Raw genomic sequence first — 15,599 nt, forward strand, 5'->3', positions numbered from 1 at the left:
TGGACAGAAAGGAAGGTCATCATGATATTACATCCATGTTTCAACGAAAAGGTCAAGGGACAATGCGGCAGAGTGCATCTTCCTGTGGCTCCAAAATGTAATATTAAATGTAATTACTGTGATAGGAAGTACGACTGTGTAAATGAAAGCAGGCCTGGTGTCACAAGCACTGTGCTTTCGCCATATCAAGCAGTTGCCTATTTAAAGAAGGTCCTAGAAAAAGAACCCCGTATCACAGTTGTAGGCATTGCCGGCCCTGGGGATCCGTTTGCAAACCCAGTGGAGACAATGGAGACCTTGAGGCTTGTTAAAAAGGAATTTCCAGACATCATACTCTGTCTTGCCACAAATGGTCTAAATATTGGTCCATATGTAGAGGAACTTAAAGATATTGGCGTAACCCACGTGACCATCACTATCAACGCAGTGGACCCCAAGATTGGGAGCAAGATATATAGCTGGGTAAGGGATGGAAAGGTGGTTTATAGAGGCATAAAGGGCGCTGAATTGCTGCTTAGAAGGCAAAAAGAGGCCATAAAAAAATTAAAAGATTGTGGTATCACCGTAAAGACTAACTATATAGTGATCCCTGGTATAAATGATCATCATGTAGCTGATGTGGCCAGGGAAATGAAGGGCTACGGCGTGGATCTCTTCAATTGTATGGCCATGTTTCCCAATCCTGGAGCCCCATTTGGAACGTTGCCTCAGCCGTCAAAGGACGAAATGGATCGCGTAAGGGCCATTGCAGAGGAATACCTTCCCCAGATGCGCCACTGTACAAGGTGTAGGGCAGATGCAGTGGGGTTATTGGAGGCGGATAGAACAGACGAATTCAGGGGATGTCTATCAGCGTGCTCCAAGCTTTCCATTGATGGTTCGAAGGACCGCAAATATGTAGCAGTGGCTACCAGGGAAGGGATATTGGTAAATCAACATCTGGGTGAAGCAACATCCCTAGAGATATGGGGAAAGAGTGGAGATGGTTTCAAGTTGATTTGTAAAAGGGAAACACCACCTCCTGGAACTGGTATACGTCGCTGGGTAAAGCTGTCCCAACTCCTCTTTGATTGTAAATATCTTTTGGTAAGCGGGATTGGTGAAAATCCAAGACAGATCCTTGAGAAGTCGGGTATAAGACCCATAGAGATGTCAGGTTTCATTGAAGAGGGATTAGATGCCATCTTCAATGACGGTAACATCAACGCCTTTAAAAAGAGAAAAAAGGCCTGTTGTTCTGGGGGCATGGGGCGAAAAGGATGCCTTTAGCAGAAATTCCGAGTATTATGAATTAAAGGGCCTATTGTCGGCGTTATAGTTTTGCCAAGAGTACAATGAAATGGAGTGTACTGGAATGAAAATAACCAAACCCAAATTCAGAGTCAGTGAAAAGGATCGATCTCCACCGGATATCTCGGTGGGAAATGGAAACTATGAACTCAAAGGCAGGATTTGGCTTGAAGGCTCATCAGGCACTTTTCTTGGTTATGGTAGAGTAGTGCTTTTAGAGCGAATTAAGAAGTATGGATCGATCTCTAAGGCAGCCCGTTCCATGGGCATGTCATATAGACATGCATGGGAGCTTGTGGATTCTATCAATCGTAATGCCAAGTCCCCTCTCGTGATTACCTCTATAGGGGGGAAAGGAGGCGGGGGAGCCCAAGTCACCAGGGAAGGTGAAAGGGCAATAGAATTTTTCTGGAGGCTCTATTCTAAATTTGAAACCTTTTTAAAGGAAGAGATGAAGAGCCTGGATTTTTAAGTGAAGCTCCTTTGTACGATGCAAGGCTGGTCCCACCAAATTCGGATTTATCAGGATATTGAGATGTTGATAATATATAGAGGGTCAAGTGGTAAGTAAGCGATATATCTCTGCTATCCTTCTATGTAGATGAGAAACATCTTTGACCAAGACATAGTTAACTTCCCCATACATGTGGGGCAGATATTGTTTGGCTTCTTTGTCTATGGTTATGCAGAATGGTTTTATGCCTTGTTCTCGTGCCTCTAGGAGCGCCTTCCTCGTATCTTCTATTGCATAAGGTCCTTTATACTCATCATAGTCCTCGGGCTTTCCGTCACTCAAGGTGACAAGTATTTTAAGTCTGGCCTCAACCTCCTTGAAGAGTTTAGTGACATGTCTGATTGCCGGTCCCATTCTCGTATAATCTCGTGGTGTTATCCCGCTTATTTTTGCCTTGACACTGTGGCCATATGCCTCATCAAAATCTTTTATACGGAAGAAGTGACAGCCAGTGCGTCTCATGCCTGAGAAGCCATAAATGGCATATTGGTCCTCTAATACGTTAAGCGACTCACACAGCAATATGAGTGCCTCCTTTATTGAACGATTTATCCATCCTTCTGTAGAGGCGCTCATGTCAACCAAGAAGGTGACTGCTATGTCCCTTTCTTTTCTCTCCTGTCTTATGAAAAGATGTTCTGAAGGGCTACAGCGCGCATGGATATCAGAGTATGCCTCAACAACTGCATCCAAATCGATTTCTTCTCCCTCAGATTGTCTTTTCAGGAAACAGTGCTGGGGTCTCAACATTTCGAATTGTCTTTTTAGGATGGAGATCTGTCCTCTGTATCTTTTGAGGGTCTGATCTACAAAATCTCCAGTGGTCTCAGTAAGTTGGATTTCTCTTAAGGTGCACCACCTCTTCCTATAGGCCTGTCTTCTAAAGTCCCATTCGTCATAGGCGAAAAACGAATGACTTCCTTCGCCTTCTTCTTCAAGGTCTAGGTTCACGTCTGCCCATGCATTAGTAGATAGCCCGAAACCACTTGATACGTATGAAGAAGGGACGTGCCCTAGATCCGATTTGATTTCAGAGATCAAATTGCGAAGCTCCTCTGCTAGGGATTCGTCCTGACATGACAAAAGGATGCACTCTAGGATTTCATTGATGTCAGTTCTTTCATTTTCACTAGTCCCAAACCCAGTGATGAGTGCAGTTGCCTTGTCTTTGTCCAAGAGGCTTGGACCAAGGGGTGCTATACAGGCATTTTTATCTTTTTTGCCCCTATTGGCCTCACCAGTGGCTATTATGGCTGCCATGATCTCCAGGAATTTTTTTTCGCACTCTTTGCGTCTCTTTAGCAGCGCCTTATTGATTAACGTTGGGCTTGCAGTACCAATATAGGGTAGAATCTTTTCTGCTTCGTCAAGAGCTGTTTCCAATTCATTGGAACCTGCCAAGAACTTCGCAACCACAGCACTTTGACTCGCCGTGGCCCAAGGTTGAATAAGTTCCGAAAGCATTCTTCTCATCTCAGGTGGTATATCGAGTTGATCTATTGGGTGGTATCCTTGTAGGATCCAGGAGGCAAGTTTAAGGACAGGAGATGAATTATTTTCGAAGGATTTTTGCATCCCCAGTATTAAAGTCTGTTTTAAGCGGTTTAGGTCGCGAAAGATCCCAGGAAAGTCCCTTTTTAGTGCGGCTTCTATCCGTACGGTGTCAACCAGGACATAAAGCCTGCTGGCAACTTCTATGTCTTTGTGAAGATTTTTGAGGAAAACAAATATACCAGTATTTTCATGGTCAACGGTCAATGCATTTGATTTAGGCGTCTTCAAGGTATCAGAGGGCAGTAGAGGGAGATTGAAAGATGCGTAACGTGTTTGTGCGCATTTGTGGAGGATCATGATTTTCAAAAGGAGTTCATTGTCTTGGCGGCTGGGAAAAAGTGACAAGTGGTCCCGTAGATATATCTTTTCAGTGTCAGTGAACAGCCTATCCCCCTTTTTTATGGGCATAATCTTGCCTGTGATGCCTGTAACGAGCAGTGTGAGTCTGGAGGCCACCTCGTCCAGAGAGACAAACTGATTCGCCCTGCAAAATTGAAGAGATGTCTCTTCTGGTCTTGCTAGATAGTCCTCTGCAGGATGCAGCCCTTGTTCCTCATAAACAGCCAAGGCCCCTGTGACCCAGTCGCGTAACTGATTTGTGTCTAGGAATTCCAGGGCACGTGGTACATTTTCAATAAAACTGAAGGCCAAAAGATCAGATACAGAATATGCTATCAATCTTACAAGAGAAAGCACAGGGCCTATGTCGCGTTTCGGGACTTTTAAAAGGGATTCAACAGCCTGGTCTACGTGGTAGTGGCCGATGTTTTCTGAAAAAAAGATTTCCAATAGCGCAGATCTAAGCGCCTGTTCAGTTTTTAGATTATCTGGACCACACAAATTTTTAGAATAAGATTTTGTCGACATATAATCCATTTGCTTCACATTAAGTTTTACGTGCCATCTCTTATGGAATGACCAGGATCACCAAAGGTATGAGGTCTAGGACCTCTGATGGCACACTTGGAAATTCCATAGACAAAGCGGCCACTGTGTCAGAACACGGCCTTTACCATCTCCGAAAGACCGGAAAGGAGTTCGTGGTCATCTGTCAATGGCTGGCATATAGCCACCTCACATGCCAACCTCGGCTCAATTCCGCCTCGTATCAACTTTCCGGCATGGATGAGCAATCTCGTGCTTGCACCCTCCTGAAGGCCCTGTTCCTTCAGGTTTCGTGTAAGGTGTCCAAGGCACACAGGGGATACTTTTGGCGAGGGTTTCATCTATCCCTGATTCATGGGCAACGATTTCAGCTTCTAGCTCTGGTTCTGGATAAGAGAATTCAATTGCCACGAAACGTTGCCTAGTACTGGGCTTTAGATCCTTTAAAACGCTTTGGTAGCCTGGGTTATAGGATATGGCCAGCATGAATTCCTTTGGGGCTGTGAGGATCTCACCACGTTTTTCGATTGGAAGGGTCCTCCTGTCATCTGCAAGTGGGTGAATAACCACTGTGGTGTCCTTTCTGGCCTCCACTATCTCATCTAGGTAGCAGATGCCCCCTGCCTTTACAGCCAGGGCCAAAGGGCCATCTATCCATACAGTCTCGCCTGAGCGTATGAGATAGCGTCCCACAAGATCACTGGTAGTCAGGTCATCGTGGCAGGAAACAGTTATAAGGGGACGCTCTAGTCTCCAAGCCATGTATTCCATGAACCTTGTCTTGCCACACCCAGTGGGTCCTTTGAGTAAGAGAGGGAGATTGTGTTCATATGCCGCGGTTGCAATGTCGATTTCATTTGCCTGGGGCTTATAATATGGTTGTTTTTCAATAAAAAATTTGTCTGATTTAATTGCCATTTATACGCCTCTTGAAATTAAAAATTAATTCTTACCAAAATTCTGTAATTGGCGAGTTTGCCCAAGATGCAAGGCGGAAGGGGCGTAAGCCTACTTAGGTATTCCAAGCCCCTGACAACGCAAAGACCCGGGTAAAATCGCCGAGTGCAGGATTTAGGTCTTATTTCAAATTAAGCAGGAAAGCGGATTATGCAATTGTAGAGACCAAAGAAGAGTCAATAGTCATGACATAGGACTTGGTCAAAGCAGTAATAGGGCCAGGCGGAAGACGTGCGGGCGGTGGCGTCTTCAAACGGAACATGGTCTCGCTTTTTCCTCCATGCTCCGCTTGGCCGGCTTTTTAAAAGTGTTGAGCACTTCAGAAGTGTTGAGTTTTGAGTTATGAGTTTTGAGTTGAAGGAAAGACTTTGAACCTTTACCTTTTTATAATGTCTTCGGCCTTCGGCCTCTGAGTTTGGTACATGCAGGTCTTGCTTCTACCTTCTACCTTCTGCCTTCTACCTGTTAAGATTAGGGAGAAGTTAGAAGCTTTTTAAAAGTGTTGAGTTATGAGCACTTCAGAAGTGTTGAGTTTTAAGTGTTGAGTTATGAGTTGAAGGAAAAGAACTTTGGAAGTTTTGAGTTGAAGCTAGAAGGGAGGGCCTCTGGCTATTGTACGAGCAGGGCTTGCTTCTACCTTCTACCTTCTGCCTTCTACCTGTTAAGATTTGGAAAGTGTAGTCGAAAGATATTAGTTTTGCTTATGAGGTTTGCATAATGGTTACAGTATTTGATATTATCAAGTTAACCTTAAAAAATAACTGCGGGCAGTGCGGAGAGCCAACCTGCATGTCCTTTGCCACAAAGGTGGTTACCAGAGGATTGGACATACGAGGATGTCCCTATATCAAAGAGATTCCAGCTGAGTTGGCAGAAAAGACTGAGGGAGGAGGTCCAAGGGACAATGATCCTGAAACAGCACTACTAAAGGAACTCCGAGAGAAGATACGAGGTATTGATCTTAGTCGAATAGCAGCAGACCTGGGGGCAGGACTAAAAACTTCCAACAAAGGTGCCGAAGTAGTCCTAGAACTCCCATTCTTTGACGATGTTGTTTATGTCTCCAAAGACGAATTGACTTCAGCAAAAGATATAGAGCTAGACCCAAGGGACCAGATCCTCATTTACAACTACTGCTTTTTTGGGGGCAGAGGCCCTGTGTCAGGCCAATGGGTTGGCCTTGAGTCTTTCCCAAATTCTGTTTCAAAGGTTAGCACCCTCAAGCGTTACACTGAGGATAAGCTATCAGAAGAATTTTCAAGTAACATCGAGGCCCTGACAGAGAGAGTCACGGCCATTGGAGGCCAGCTTGTAGAGCCCTGTAGCGCTGACCTGTGTTTTGAGATACAGGTATTTCCAAAGCTTATCCTTAGATTTCACTTTTGGGGGGAAGAGCCTGAGGAGGGCTTTAGCGCCAGGGCAAAGGTCCTCTATGACAGACGTGCCATAGAGTTCCTGGACCTAGAGTCCCTTGTGTTTGCAGCAGAGAGGGCTGTTGAAAAGATCATTCACCAATAATCTTTACCAATACCCTCTTTTTGCGTCTTCCATCGAATTCACCGTAAAAGATCTGTTCCCAGGGACCAAAATCCAGACGTCCATCTGTTACTGCAACCACTACTTCGCGTCCCATGATTTGGCGTTTCAGGTGTGCGTCGCCATTGTCCTCACCAGTCCTGTTGTGTCTGTAGCGTTCTATTGGCTCGTGTGGAGCAAGCTCTTCCAGCCATTGGTCATAATCCTGATGAAGCCCTGGTTCATCATCATTGATAAAGACTGAGGCTGTGATGTGCATCGCATTTACAAGGCAGAGTCCTTCTTTTATGCCGCTTTCCCTCAAACACTCCTCTACATGAGGCGTGATATTTATAAAAGCCCTCCTACTTGGCACCTGGAACCAAAGTTCTTTTCTGTAAGATTTCATGAAGTTCGTCTCCTCTCAAAGCTTTGTCTAATAAAAATAAACTAGTATTTTTTTTATATCAATTTTAAGATCTGGAATACGCGTCAAAAATATTCAAAACATACTGTTCAGGAAAAGGAGAATCTGGAATGCGAATATCTCTTATAGGGATGTCTGGTGTTGGAAAATCATATTGGTCTAAGCAGCTGGAAGGGCAGGGGTTTGTCCGTTATTGCTGTGATGATCTTATAGAAGAAAAGCTTTCTTCGGTACTTATTAGAGCCGATGGAACACGAATGAACATGGGAGAGTGGATGGGATTCCCGTTTGAGAAGGGATTTAGAGAGCGGGAGGCCCTTTACCTAAAATATGAGAAAGAGGTAATGAACTGGATATTAGATGAACTTGAAAGAGCCGATCACTATGGACAGATGAAAGACATAGTAATAGATACCACCGGAAGCGTCATATACACAGGTGACGAAATTCTCGAACGACTAAAAAAGAAGACCCGTATCGTGCACTTTTCCACACCTCCTGATGTCCAGGAGAAGATGTTTTCCGCCTTTGTGCAAAGGCCGACTCCAATGCTTTGGTTGGACTCCTATGACAAGAAAGAGGGCGAGAGCGGCATGGATGCCATGAGACGGTGTTACCCTATACTACTTTCCAAAAGAGAGAGACTTTACAGTCAATACGCTAATGTAACCATAGATTACCGTGTAGAAAGAGGACAGGACTTTTCTGTTGAGGATCTACTAAAACTTATCTCTTCACACTCCCACTAGTTGTGAATAGAGTCAATCTGTTCGATCCTAATTTACCAGGCTCTGGGTCGGTGCGGGAATCCTTCCCCCTATACGTATGAAATCCTCTGAGCTTCCCTTGTCCATTACTGGAAGGATGGTGGATTCTCCCAGGAGGCCACCGAAGCAAGCCTTCTCCCCTGCTTTCTTACCGGGAACAGGGATGAGTCTAGCAGCAGTGGTCTTCTTGTTGATCACCCCTATTGCCATTTCATCAGCGATAATTGCAGCAATAGTCTCAACAGGGGTGTCTCCAGGCAGTGCCACCATGTCTAGCCCCACGGAGCACACACTGGTCATGGCCTCTAGTTTTTCCAGAGAGAGGAAGCCGTCTCTTGCGGCCTGAGCAATATTTAGGTCCTCGCTAACCGGTATGAATGCACCGCTTAGCCCACCGACGTAGGAGCTGGCAAAAGCCCCTCCCTTCTTGACTGCATCGTTCAACATAGCAAGTACGGCTGTAGAGCCTGGGGAGCCGATACTTGCGAGGCCAAGGCTCTGGAATATCTCCCCAACACTGTCTCCAACGTTTGGAGTAGGGGCAAGGGATAGGTCTGCCACGCCGAAGGCTACATTTAGCCTGTCAGCCACCTCACGACCAATAAGCTCACCAACCCTTGTGACCTTGAATGCAGTCTTTTTTATGATCTCTGATAAATCTCCAAGGGTAAGAGAGGGGTTGGCATTCCGTGCCCTATCTATAGCCTTTTTAACTACTCCGGGCCCGCTTACTCCAACGTTTATGACTACGTCTGGTTCTCCAATGCCTAGATAGGCACCTGCCATGAAGGGGATATCTTCTGGGATATTGGCAAAAACGCACAGTTTTGCACAGGCCAGTCCGTCTTTGTCAGCAGTCTTTTCAGCAGCGGCCTTGATGATCTTCCCCATGAGGTAGACAGCATCCATATTGATACCCGCACGAGTTGAGGCCACATTTACAGACGCACAGACTCGATCTGTCACAGCAAGAGCTTCTGGGATCGCCTCGATGAGGGAGATGTCGCCATTTGCAAAACCCTTTTCAACCAATGCACTGAAGCCGCCTACAAAGTCTACATTTACCTCACGTGCGGCCTCATCCAGAGTCAAGGCCACACTAACCATCTGTTCACTTGAAAAAGGTGCTGCCGCAACTGCCACAGGGCTCACAGCTATGCGTTTATTTATTACGGGTATGCCGTATTTGTCTCCCACCTCGTCACAGACCCGTACCAGATCTTTTGCCACACCAGTAATCTTTTCCTTGACTCTGGACCTAAAGGTGTCTAGATCATGGCTTGCACAGTCTAGTAGGCTTATTCCAAGAGTAACTGTGCGGACGTCCAGGTGTTCATTTTTAAGCATTTCAAGGGTTGAAACTATTTCTCTTTCAGTCAACATAGGGTCAGCCTCTAATCAACGGTTTAAATCCGGTTAATTTCCTCGAATATCTTCCTGTGCTGAAGGTTTAGGTCTATGCCCAGGGCTTCAGCCCTGTCTTTAAGGGCCTTTCTGAAACGTTCCTGATCGATGTCCTTGGGGATGTCAACTTCATAGATCATGATGTTGCGGGCAGGATCTGTTCCCCCTCTGAACACAGCTCTCAAATTGGTGATGTTTACCCCGAAGTCAGCCATGACTTCGGTAATTCCAGCCACAAGACCGAGCCTGTCTGGGCCAATAGTGGTAACGACAAAAGGCTCTCCCTCCACATTATGTACATACCTTTCGTCTGTTACCATCTCCTTTACCAGCACGTGGAGTCCTAGGGGGTCAAGGGCATCCTGTAACAGTGAGCGGAGACCATGTGCCTCCAAACCATCTGGGATGGAAACGATGAATATGGCAGCTAATTCTGTCTGGAGCCTTGTCTGGTTTACATCTTCAATATTGCAACCATTTTCGAAAAGATGTCTGGCTACCAGTGCCACTATACCTGGCCTGTCAGTACCCAAGACCGAGATAACTATTTTCTTCCCTTTTTTTTGTACGTTCATGGTATCAAATCAAATACTCTCTATTACATCTTCTCTATGTACAATCCGGTATAGCTCAAGATCTACCCAAAAGTCAATAGTTTTCCCGAATTATACACTTCATACTACACGACACCACATTCTGCCAATTTATGATATAGTTATTAGGAAGAAGGTAGAAGGAAGAAGGTAGAAGCTTGGCAAAAGCTGATACTATTGCCTGCAGGCCTGCGGGAAAGCCTGGCAAACCCTACTCCAAGTTCCACCCAGTGGCCCATAGGCAGTGGCATCAGCAATTCATGCTTCTCCCTTCTACCTTCTTCCTTCTACCTGTTACACTGTACGGGGTAAATTTTTCATGATTACAGCATATTATCCTGGTGTCGTGTAGTATGATGCACTTACAGGCCTTAGGGTACACGAGTAACGCCTGTGTTTGGTACGAACCAGGAATGCTCCCATACCATACCTCGTTTTTGTCAGTATTCTGATAAACGACGGCACAGTTCAGGGAAATCTATATCTTCCTGTTCCTTGGAACCACTAGAAGACGGCCATACAATGGGTTTTTTGGGCAGGCGGACGTGGAATATTGCACCCCCCTGTGGGTTGTCCTCTACGTTGATATAACCGCCATGCAGGGCAACTGTCTGACTGGCAATGGCCAGTCCAAGTCCTGTACCAGGTATGTCTTTGGCCAGCCTTTCAAATTGCTTGAAGATGCGTTTTTTATACTTGTCTGGTATGCCCGGACCAAAGTCAGTGATAAATACTGATATGTATTCTGGGTCTTCTTTGGCAGACAGTATCAGTTTGCCGCCACTGGATGCGTATTTGGCTGCGTTTACCAGGATGTTTTCAAATACTGTCTTGAGTATGGACAGTCCTTTTATGGGAAGGCTCTGATCAATGAGGTTTTCCACCTTCATACCAGCCTGTTTGAAGGTAGGCTCAAGTTGAGATACCAATTCTTTGATGAGGGCGGCCACGTCGACATCCTGGAAAGTCAATTGCTGACGATTGAGTACGCTTGACAGTACATCTACGTCCCGTATGAGCTGTAATATATGGCTAGCACTCTGATATATGTCTTCTATATCATCCTTGATTGGACCGAGCTTTTCCGGTTCATCCAGTAGCATCTCGGTGGCATGTAGTATGGCTCCAATAGGGGTCCCAAGATCATGACGTACCATGCGTAATAACAGGTCCTTTAGCCTATTGGCCCTTGACAGGCCCACAGCTGTTTCCTGAAGGGCTTGTTCCATCTGCTTTCGTTCGGTGATGTCGCGCAAGATCTCCAGTGCACCAATCAGCTCGCCATTTTCATCATAGATGGGGGAGGCTGCTGAGTGAACCACCATACGTTCTTGGCCGTGAAACTCTATGACGGACTCGTGCTCATGTCTGTGCCCGTCTAGAAACACTCTGCGGACCGAGCAGTGAGGGCATGGTTTGTCTATGTCATGTAGCCACCGGTAACATAGACCGCCAGTCTTGAGAGATGGAAACCATTCACGACTACGACGATTCCTGAGGATAATACGCATATCAGGCGATATGATATGGATCGCGTCTGGTGCCGCGTCTATAACATGTTGATATATAGAAAGTTGTTTTTTTAGTGAATCAGTCATACGGCTAAATTATTAATTAAATGAAAAGATAAAAAATATTTTTTTGATTTTATTAAATATGGAGCAAGCTTGATTTTTTATAATTATTTAAAATATAACATAGCATGATAAAAATATATGTCAATAAATTGTAGAAAATGACGAAATATATGCATTTATACTAATTCTTAGCTAAAAATCATATTTTTAGTTTGGCGTGTTTTTTCACTATCTGTCTAGATGCCTGTTATTCATTAATCAGGAGACCGTTAGCTGGACTTTATGCCAGATTAAGCATTATCAATTGAGAAGGGTAAAACCTCATCAATTGTCTCGGCATTGGCAATAAGCATTGTGAACCTGTCAACGCCAAAGGCCATGCCAGCGCAGGGTTGGAGTTTTGAAAGGGACTCTAAAAAGTCCTTAGGCCACGGGTAGACCCTTTTGCCCATCTTTTGTCGTTCTTCTATCATGACCTTAAAGCGTTCGGCCTGAAGGCCCGGATCAGTGAGCTCTGAAAAACCGTTTCCAAGCTCGAGTCCTCCGGCATAGAGTTCCACCCTCTCCGCTACAGTGGGATCGTCTTCTTTGAGGCGTGAAAGAGATGCCCGTTCCCTGGGCCAATCATAGACAAATGCAGGGCCCATAGAGGCCAGGCCCACTTCTACCTTTTCGACGAAATCGAGGTCGAACTTCTCTTCGTCCAGTGGAGAAGATGGCGTCCAGCCAGCAAACCTACTGAAGGCCTCTTTGACAGTCAATCTTTTAAAGGGGGGTGTAAAATCCACTTGTTTCCCCCGGTATTCGATTGCCCTATTCATACCCAAAGACTCAAGTACAAAACCTATGAGCTCTTCACATTCGTCCATTAGATCAAAATAGTTGTTACCAACACTATACCATTCGAGCATTATGAATTCGGGGTTGTGAAATCTTCCCTTCTCCTCTTTTCTAAAGACCGGCCCCAGTTGAAATACCTTTTCAAGGCCGGTTTCGGCCATGAGCCTCTTGATATTGAGTTCAGGGGAGGGGATCAAATAGAAACCATCTTCTACCCCCATGGCCTCTATATAAGGCTCTGGGGCCGGGGCCCTGGTAAGGAATGGGGTGAAGACCTCTACAAACCCCTTGTTAGTAAAAAAGGCCCGAATAGCCTGTATGATCCGGGCCTTAAGTATAATTCTACTTCTTTTTGCGCTCAACGTACTGGCCAGTTCTCGTGTCGATCTTGAGCCAGTCTCCTTCCTCCACAAAGAGCGGCACCTGAATGGTGTAGCCCGTTTCAAGCGTGACAGGTTTCGTGGCACCTGTAGCAGTGTCTCCTTTGACCCCAGGAGGAGCATCTATTACTTCAAGTTCCACAAAGTTTGGTAGATCGATGGAGATGGGGGTCTCGTCAAAAAAGAGTATGCTGACCTCCATGTTTTCCTTGAGGAAGTTTTTGGCATCTCCCACCTGGTCTTCTGTCATGTCGATCTGTTCATAAGTTGTCATGTTCATGAAATGGTAGCCATCACCGTCTTTGTAAAGGAACTGCATTTTTACTTCATTCAGATTGGCAGGTTCGAACTTGTCTCCTGAACGGTAGGTCCTGTCCATGGTATAGCCGGTGAGCATGTTTTTTAACTTGCATCTGTAAAGGGCCTGGCCTTTTCCAGGCTTTGAAAACTCAAAGTCTGTAATGATGTAAGGCTCACCGTCAATGACTATCTTTAGTCCTTTTCTAAGGTCTGAAGAATCGTACATATTTGGCTCCTTTTAATATTTTACCTAAATCCTGCTTCCTTTTCCCTTACCTGAATCTTACCTCAAAGGAGGTATATTCATCTTTTGGTTCCACGACCTCCAGCTCAATATTGTCTACTCTGGCCGCTGGAGGCCCAACCTTACACCACTCAAGGAGTCTGTCAACCAGTTCGGCTGGCCCCTGGGCAAAGAGTTCGACTCGACCGTCTGGGAGATTTTTTACCCAGCCCTCGAGTCCCAGGCCTGTTGCCTCGTCACAGGTAGAGGACCTGTAAAATACTCCCTGTACCTTCCCTGAAATAAAGGCATGGACTGCCTTTTTATCACTCTGTGTTGTCATCGTTCAATCCTCCCAAAAGGTTTAAAAATTCGTCTTCTGAGATTATTTTTAGTCCTAGTTTTTGGGCCTTTTCGAGTTTTGATCCAGGTTTTTCTCCAACTACCACAAAGTCTACGCGACGGCTGACAGAGTTCGTAACGCTGCCGCCACGTTCAAGAACAGCAGCCTTTGCCTCTTCTCGGGAAAAGTTTTTGAGCCCCCCTGTAAAGAGAAACGTCTTTTGAGAAATTGGGTTGTCGGGCGTCTTCTGAGGCCCGCCTTCTCTTGCCCCAAGGTCAAAACCCGCTTCCTTCAATGCCTCCAGGACCTTTAAATTGTCCTCATCCTTGAACCAGTTCCTAATGCTCTTTGCTACCTCTGGTCCAATGCCTTCTATGGCCTCTAGTTCGTCTTGGGAGGCCTCTTTTAATCGTTCAATAGAGCCAAATTGCCTTGCAAGTATCTGGGCTGTTACCTCGCCTACATGCCTGATGCCAAGGGCATAAATTAGTTTAGAAAGAGGGGCATTCTTACTCTTTGAAATTGCGTCGATCAAATTTTGAGCACTCTTTTCTGCAAAACCCTCAAGGCTCATGAGGTCAGGCATCTTGAGTTTAAAGAGATCAGATATATCACGGACAAGGCCGTTTGTTACTAGGAGTTCAGCCACCTTCCCCCCAAGTCCCTCTATGTTCATGGCATTTTTGCTGGCAAAGTGGGAGATCTTTTTTACAAGTCTTGGGAAGCAATCGGGATTCGGGCACCTCCAAACGGCTTCATCCTCCTTTTTTTCAAGGGGAGTATGGCATACAGGACAGGCCTTTGGCATTGTAAAGGGGACTTCATTGCCTGAGCGTCTTTCTTTTAATGGCCTTACTACCTCTGGTATTACGTCTCCGGCCCGTCTGATTATGACCCAATCCCCGACTCTGACATCCTTTCTTGCTATTTCATCCTGATTGTGAAGGGTTGCCCTCGAGACAACTACCCCTCCAACCTTTACAGGTTCCATTATGGCCACAGGGGTAACGGCGCCTGTCCTTCCTACGCTGAGTTCTATGTCTAGGATCTTTGTAACAGCCTGTGCTGCCTCAAACTTAAAGGCTACTGCCCATCTAGGACTCCGCGCCTTGGACCCAAGCCTTTTCTGATACTCGAGGTCGTTTACCTTTATGACCATGCCATCGATTTCATATGGGAGAGTCGGCCTTATGTCTCTTAGGTGTTCATAGTGATGAATGGCCTCCTTGATCGCCTTTACCTTTTTGGAGTGAGGATTGATTTTAAGACCCCACTTTTTTAGCGAAGACAATATGTCCCACTGGGTACGGAATCTATGGCCTGAGACTGCACCAACACCATAAAAGAAACAGTCAAGTTGGCGCTTTCGAGTTACATTTGGATCCAGTTGCCTCAAACTCCCTGCTGCAGCATTCCTGGGATTTGCAAATGGAGGAAGCCCGGCCTTTTCTCGCTCTGCATTCAGGGCATAGAAGGCATCTTTTGTCATGAAGACCTCGCCTCGCACATCTATTAGTTCTGGTATATCCAGGTGCCTATGTATCAACCTCAAGGGGATCTGCCTTATGGTCCTCAGGTTTTGGGTTACATCCTCACCGAAGTAACCGTCTCCGCGGGTAGAACCCCGTACAAATACCCCGTTTTCATAGGTAAGTTCCACTGCAAGGCCATCCATTTTGGGTTCAACCGTGTATTCGATTGGGCCTGGGATATCCAGAAGCCGCCTTACTCTTTCGTCAAATTCCAAGACTTCTGTCTCGCTGAATGCGTCATCAAGACTCAGCATGGGCACGCGGTGAGGGACACTTTCAAACTTTTCTGACGGCGCTGCCCCTATCCTCTGTGTGGGAGAGTCAGGGGTAATGAGCTCAGGATACTGTTCCTCGAGCTCCTTTAGTTCGCGCATTAGGGCATCGTAGTCCTCATCGCTGATCTTGGGCTGATCAAGTACGTAATAGAGGTAGTTATGGTAGTTTATCTCATCCCTTAGCCATTTTAGTCGTTCAATGACCTCAGCAGGTGCTGGCACA

At 45.8% G+C, this 15,599-nt stretch carries 13 protein-coding genes and 1 pseudogene; 4 read left to right on the forward strand and 10 right to left on the reverse strand.

The annotated features are described in order from the left end of the window. Nucleotides 1-21: 21 nt before the first annotated feature. Nucleotides 22-1,269, forward strand: a complete 1,248-nt coding sequence (locus tag DBT_RS08815; RefSeq protein WP_067619336.1) for a radical SAM protein — start codon at nt 22-24, stop codon at nt 1,267-1,269. An 85-nt stretch (nt 1,270-1,354) separates the two neighbouring features. Continuing rightward, on the forward strand, nt 1,355-1,762 hold the full coding sequence (locus tag DBT_RS08820; RefSeq protein WP_083186731.1) for a winged helix-turn-helix domain-containing protein: 408 nt from the start codon (nt 1,355-1,357) through the stop codon (nt 1,760-1,762). An 84-nt stretch (nt 1,763-1,846) separates the two neighbouring features. Here the strand turns inward: DBT_RS08820 and DBT_RS08825 are convergent, their stop codons facing one another. Continuing rightward, complete coding sequence (locus tag DBT_RS08825; protein WP_161939949.1) at nt 1,847-4,225, reverse strand: nitric oxide reductase activation protein NorD; 2,379 nt, start codon at nt 4,223-4,225, stop codon at nt 1,847-1,849. Between the two features lie 128 nt (nt 4,226-4,353). Further along, a pseudogene (locus DBT_RS08830) lies at nt 4,354-5,161 on the reverse strand (AAA family ATPase). Nucleotides 5,162-5,917: 756 nt separating this feature from the next. On the opposite strand from DBT_RS08830, the gene DBT_RS08835 reads away from it, so the two are divergent. Next, on the forward strand, nt 5,918-6,718 hold the full coding sequence (locus DBT_RS08835) for a DUF3786 domain-containing protein (RefSeq protein ID WP_067619342.1): 801 nt from the start codon (nt 5,918-5,920) through the stop codon (nt 6,716-6,718). On the opposite strand, the gene DBT_RS08840 is transcribed toward DBT_RS08835, so the two are convergent. Then, nucleotides 6,705-7,124, reverse strand: a complete 420-nt coding sequence (locus DBT_RS08840) for a secondary thiamine-phosphate synthase enzyme YjbQ (RefSeq protein ID WP_067619345.1) — start codon at nt 7,122-7,124, stop codon at nt 6,705-6,707. The two genes, DBT_RS08835 and DBT_RS08840, sit on opposite strands and share 14 nt — an antisense overlap. A 128-nt stretch (nt 7,125-7,252) precedes the next feature. On the opposite strand from DBT_RS08840, the gene DBT_RS08845 reads away from it, so the two are divergent. Further along, a complete protein-coding gene (locus DBT_RS08845; protein ID WP_067619348.1) occupies nt 7,253-7,891 on the forward strand; it encodes a shikimate kinase in 639 nt (212 codons plus the stop codon). Nucleotides 7,892-7,918: 27 nt separating this feature from the next. Here DBT_RS08845 and DBT_RS08850 read toward each other — a convergent pair whose 3' ends face one another. From DBT_RS08850 to ligA, 7 genes are all read right to left on the reverse strand, one after another. Continuing rightward, nucleotides 7,919-9,292 carry a PFL family protein gene (locus tag DBT_RS08850; RefSeq protein WP_067619349.1) on the reverse strand — a complete coding sequence of 458 codons (1,374 nt, stop codon included), beginning with the start codon at nt 9,290-9,292 and terminating at the stop codon, nt 7,919-7,921. Nucleotides 9,293-9,315: 23 nt separating this feature from the next. Further along, nucleotides 9,316-9,888: a glycine cleavage system transcriptional repressor gene (locus DBT_RS08855; protein WP_067619352.1), complete on the reverse strand. Its 573-nt coding sequence runs from the start codon at nt 9,886-9,888 to the stop codon at nt 9,316-9,318. A 458-nt stretch (nt 9,889-10,346) separates the two neighbouring features. Further along, complete coding sequence (locus tag DBT_RS08860) at nt 10,347-11,504, reverse strand: PAS domain-containing sensor histidine kinase (protein ID WP_083186732.1); 1,158 nt, start codon at nt 11,502-11,504, stop codon at nt 10,347-10,349. Between the two features lie 269 nt (nt 11,505-11,773). Next, complete coding sequence (locus DBT_RS08865; protein ID WP_161939950.1) at nt 11,774-12,685, reverse strand: amino acid--tRNA ligase-related protein; 912 nt, start codon at nt 12,683-12,685, stop codon at nt 11,774-11,776. Then, on the reverse strand, nt 12,666-13,229 hold the full coding sequence (efp, locus tag DBT_RS08870; protein ID WP_067619358.1) for an elongation factor P: 564 nt from the start codon (nt 13,227-13,229) through the stop codon (nt 12,666-12,668). Before efp ends, DBT_RS08865 begins: the two co-directional genes overlap by 20 nt. A 46-nt stretch (nt 13,230-13,275) precedes the next feature. After that, nucleotides 13,276-13,569 carry an acylphosphatase gene (locus tag DBT_RS08875; RefSeq protein WP_067619361.1) on the reverse strand — a complete coding sequence of 98 codons (294 nt, stop codon included), beginning with the start codon at nt 13,567-13,569 and terminating at the stop codon, nt 13,276-13,278. Further along, nucleotides 13,553-15,598: an NAD-dependent DNA ligase LigA gene (gene ligA / locus DBT_RS08880; protein ID WP_208600909.1), complete on the reverse strand. Its 2,046-nt coding sequence runs from the start codon at nt 15,596-15,598 to the stop codon at nt 13,553-13,555. Before ligA ends, DBT_RS08875 begins: the two co-directional genes overlap by 17 nt. Between the last annotated feature and the right edge of the window lies 1 nt (nt 15,599).

The organism is Dissulfuribacter thermophilus (assembly GCF_001687335.1).
Taxonomy (GTDB): domain Bacteria; phylum Desulfobacterota; class Dissulfuribacteria; order Dissulfuribacterales; family Dissulfuribacteraceae; genus Dissulfuribacter; species Dissulfuribacter thermophilus.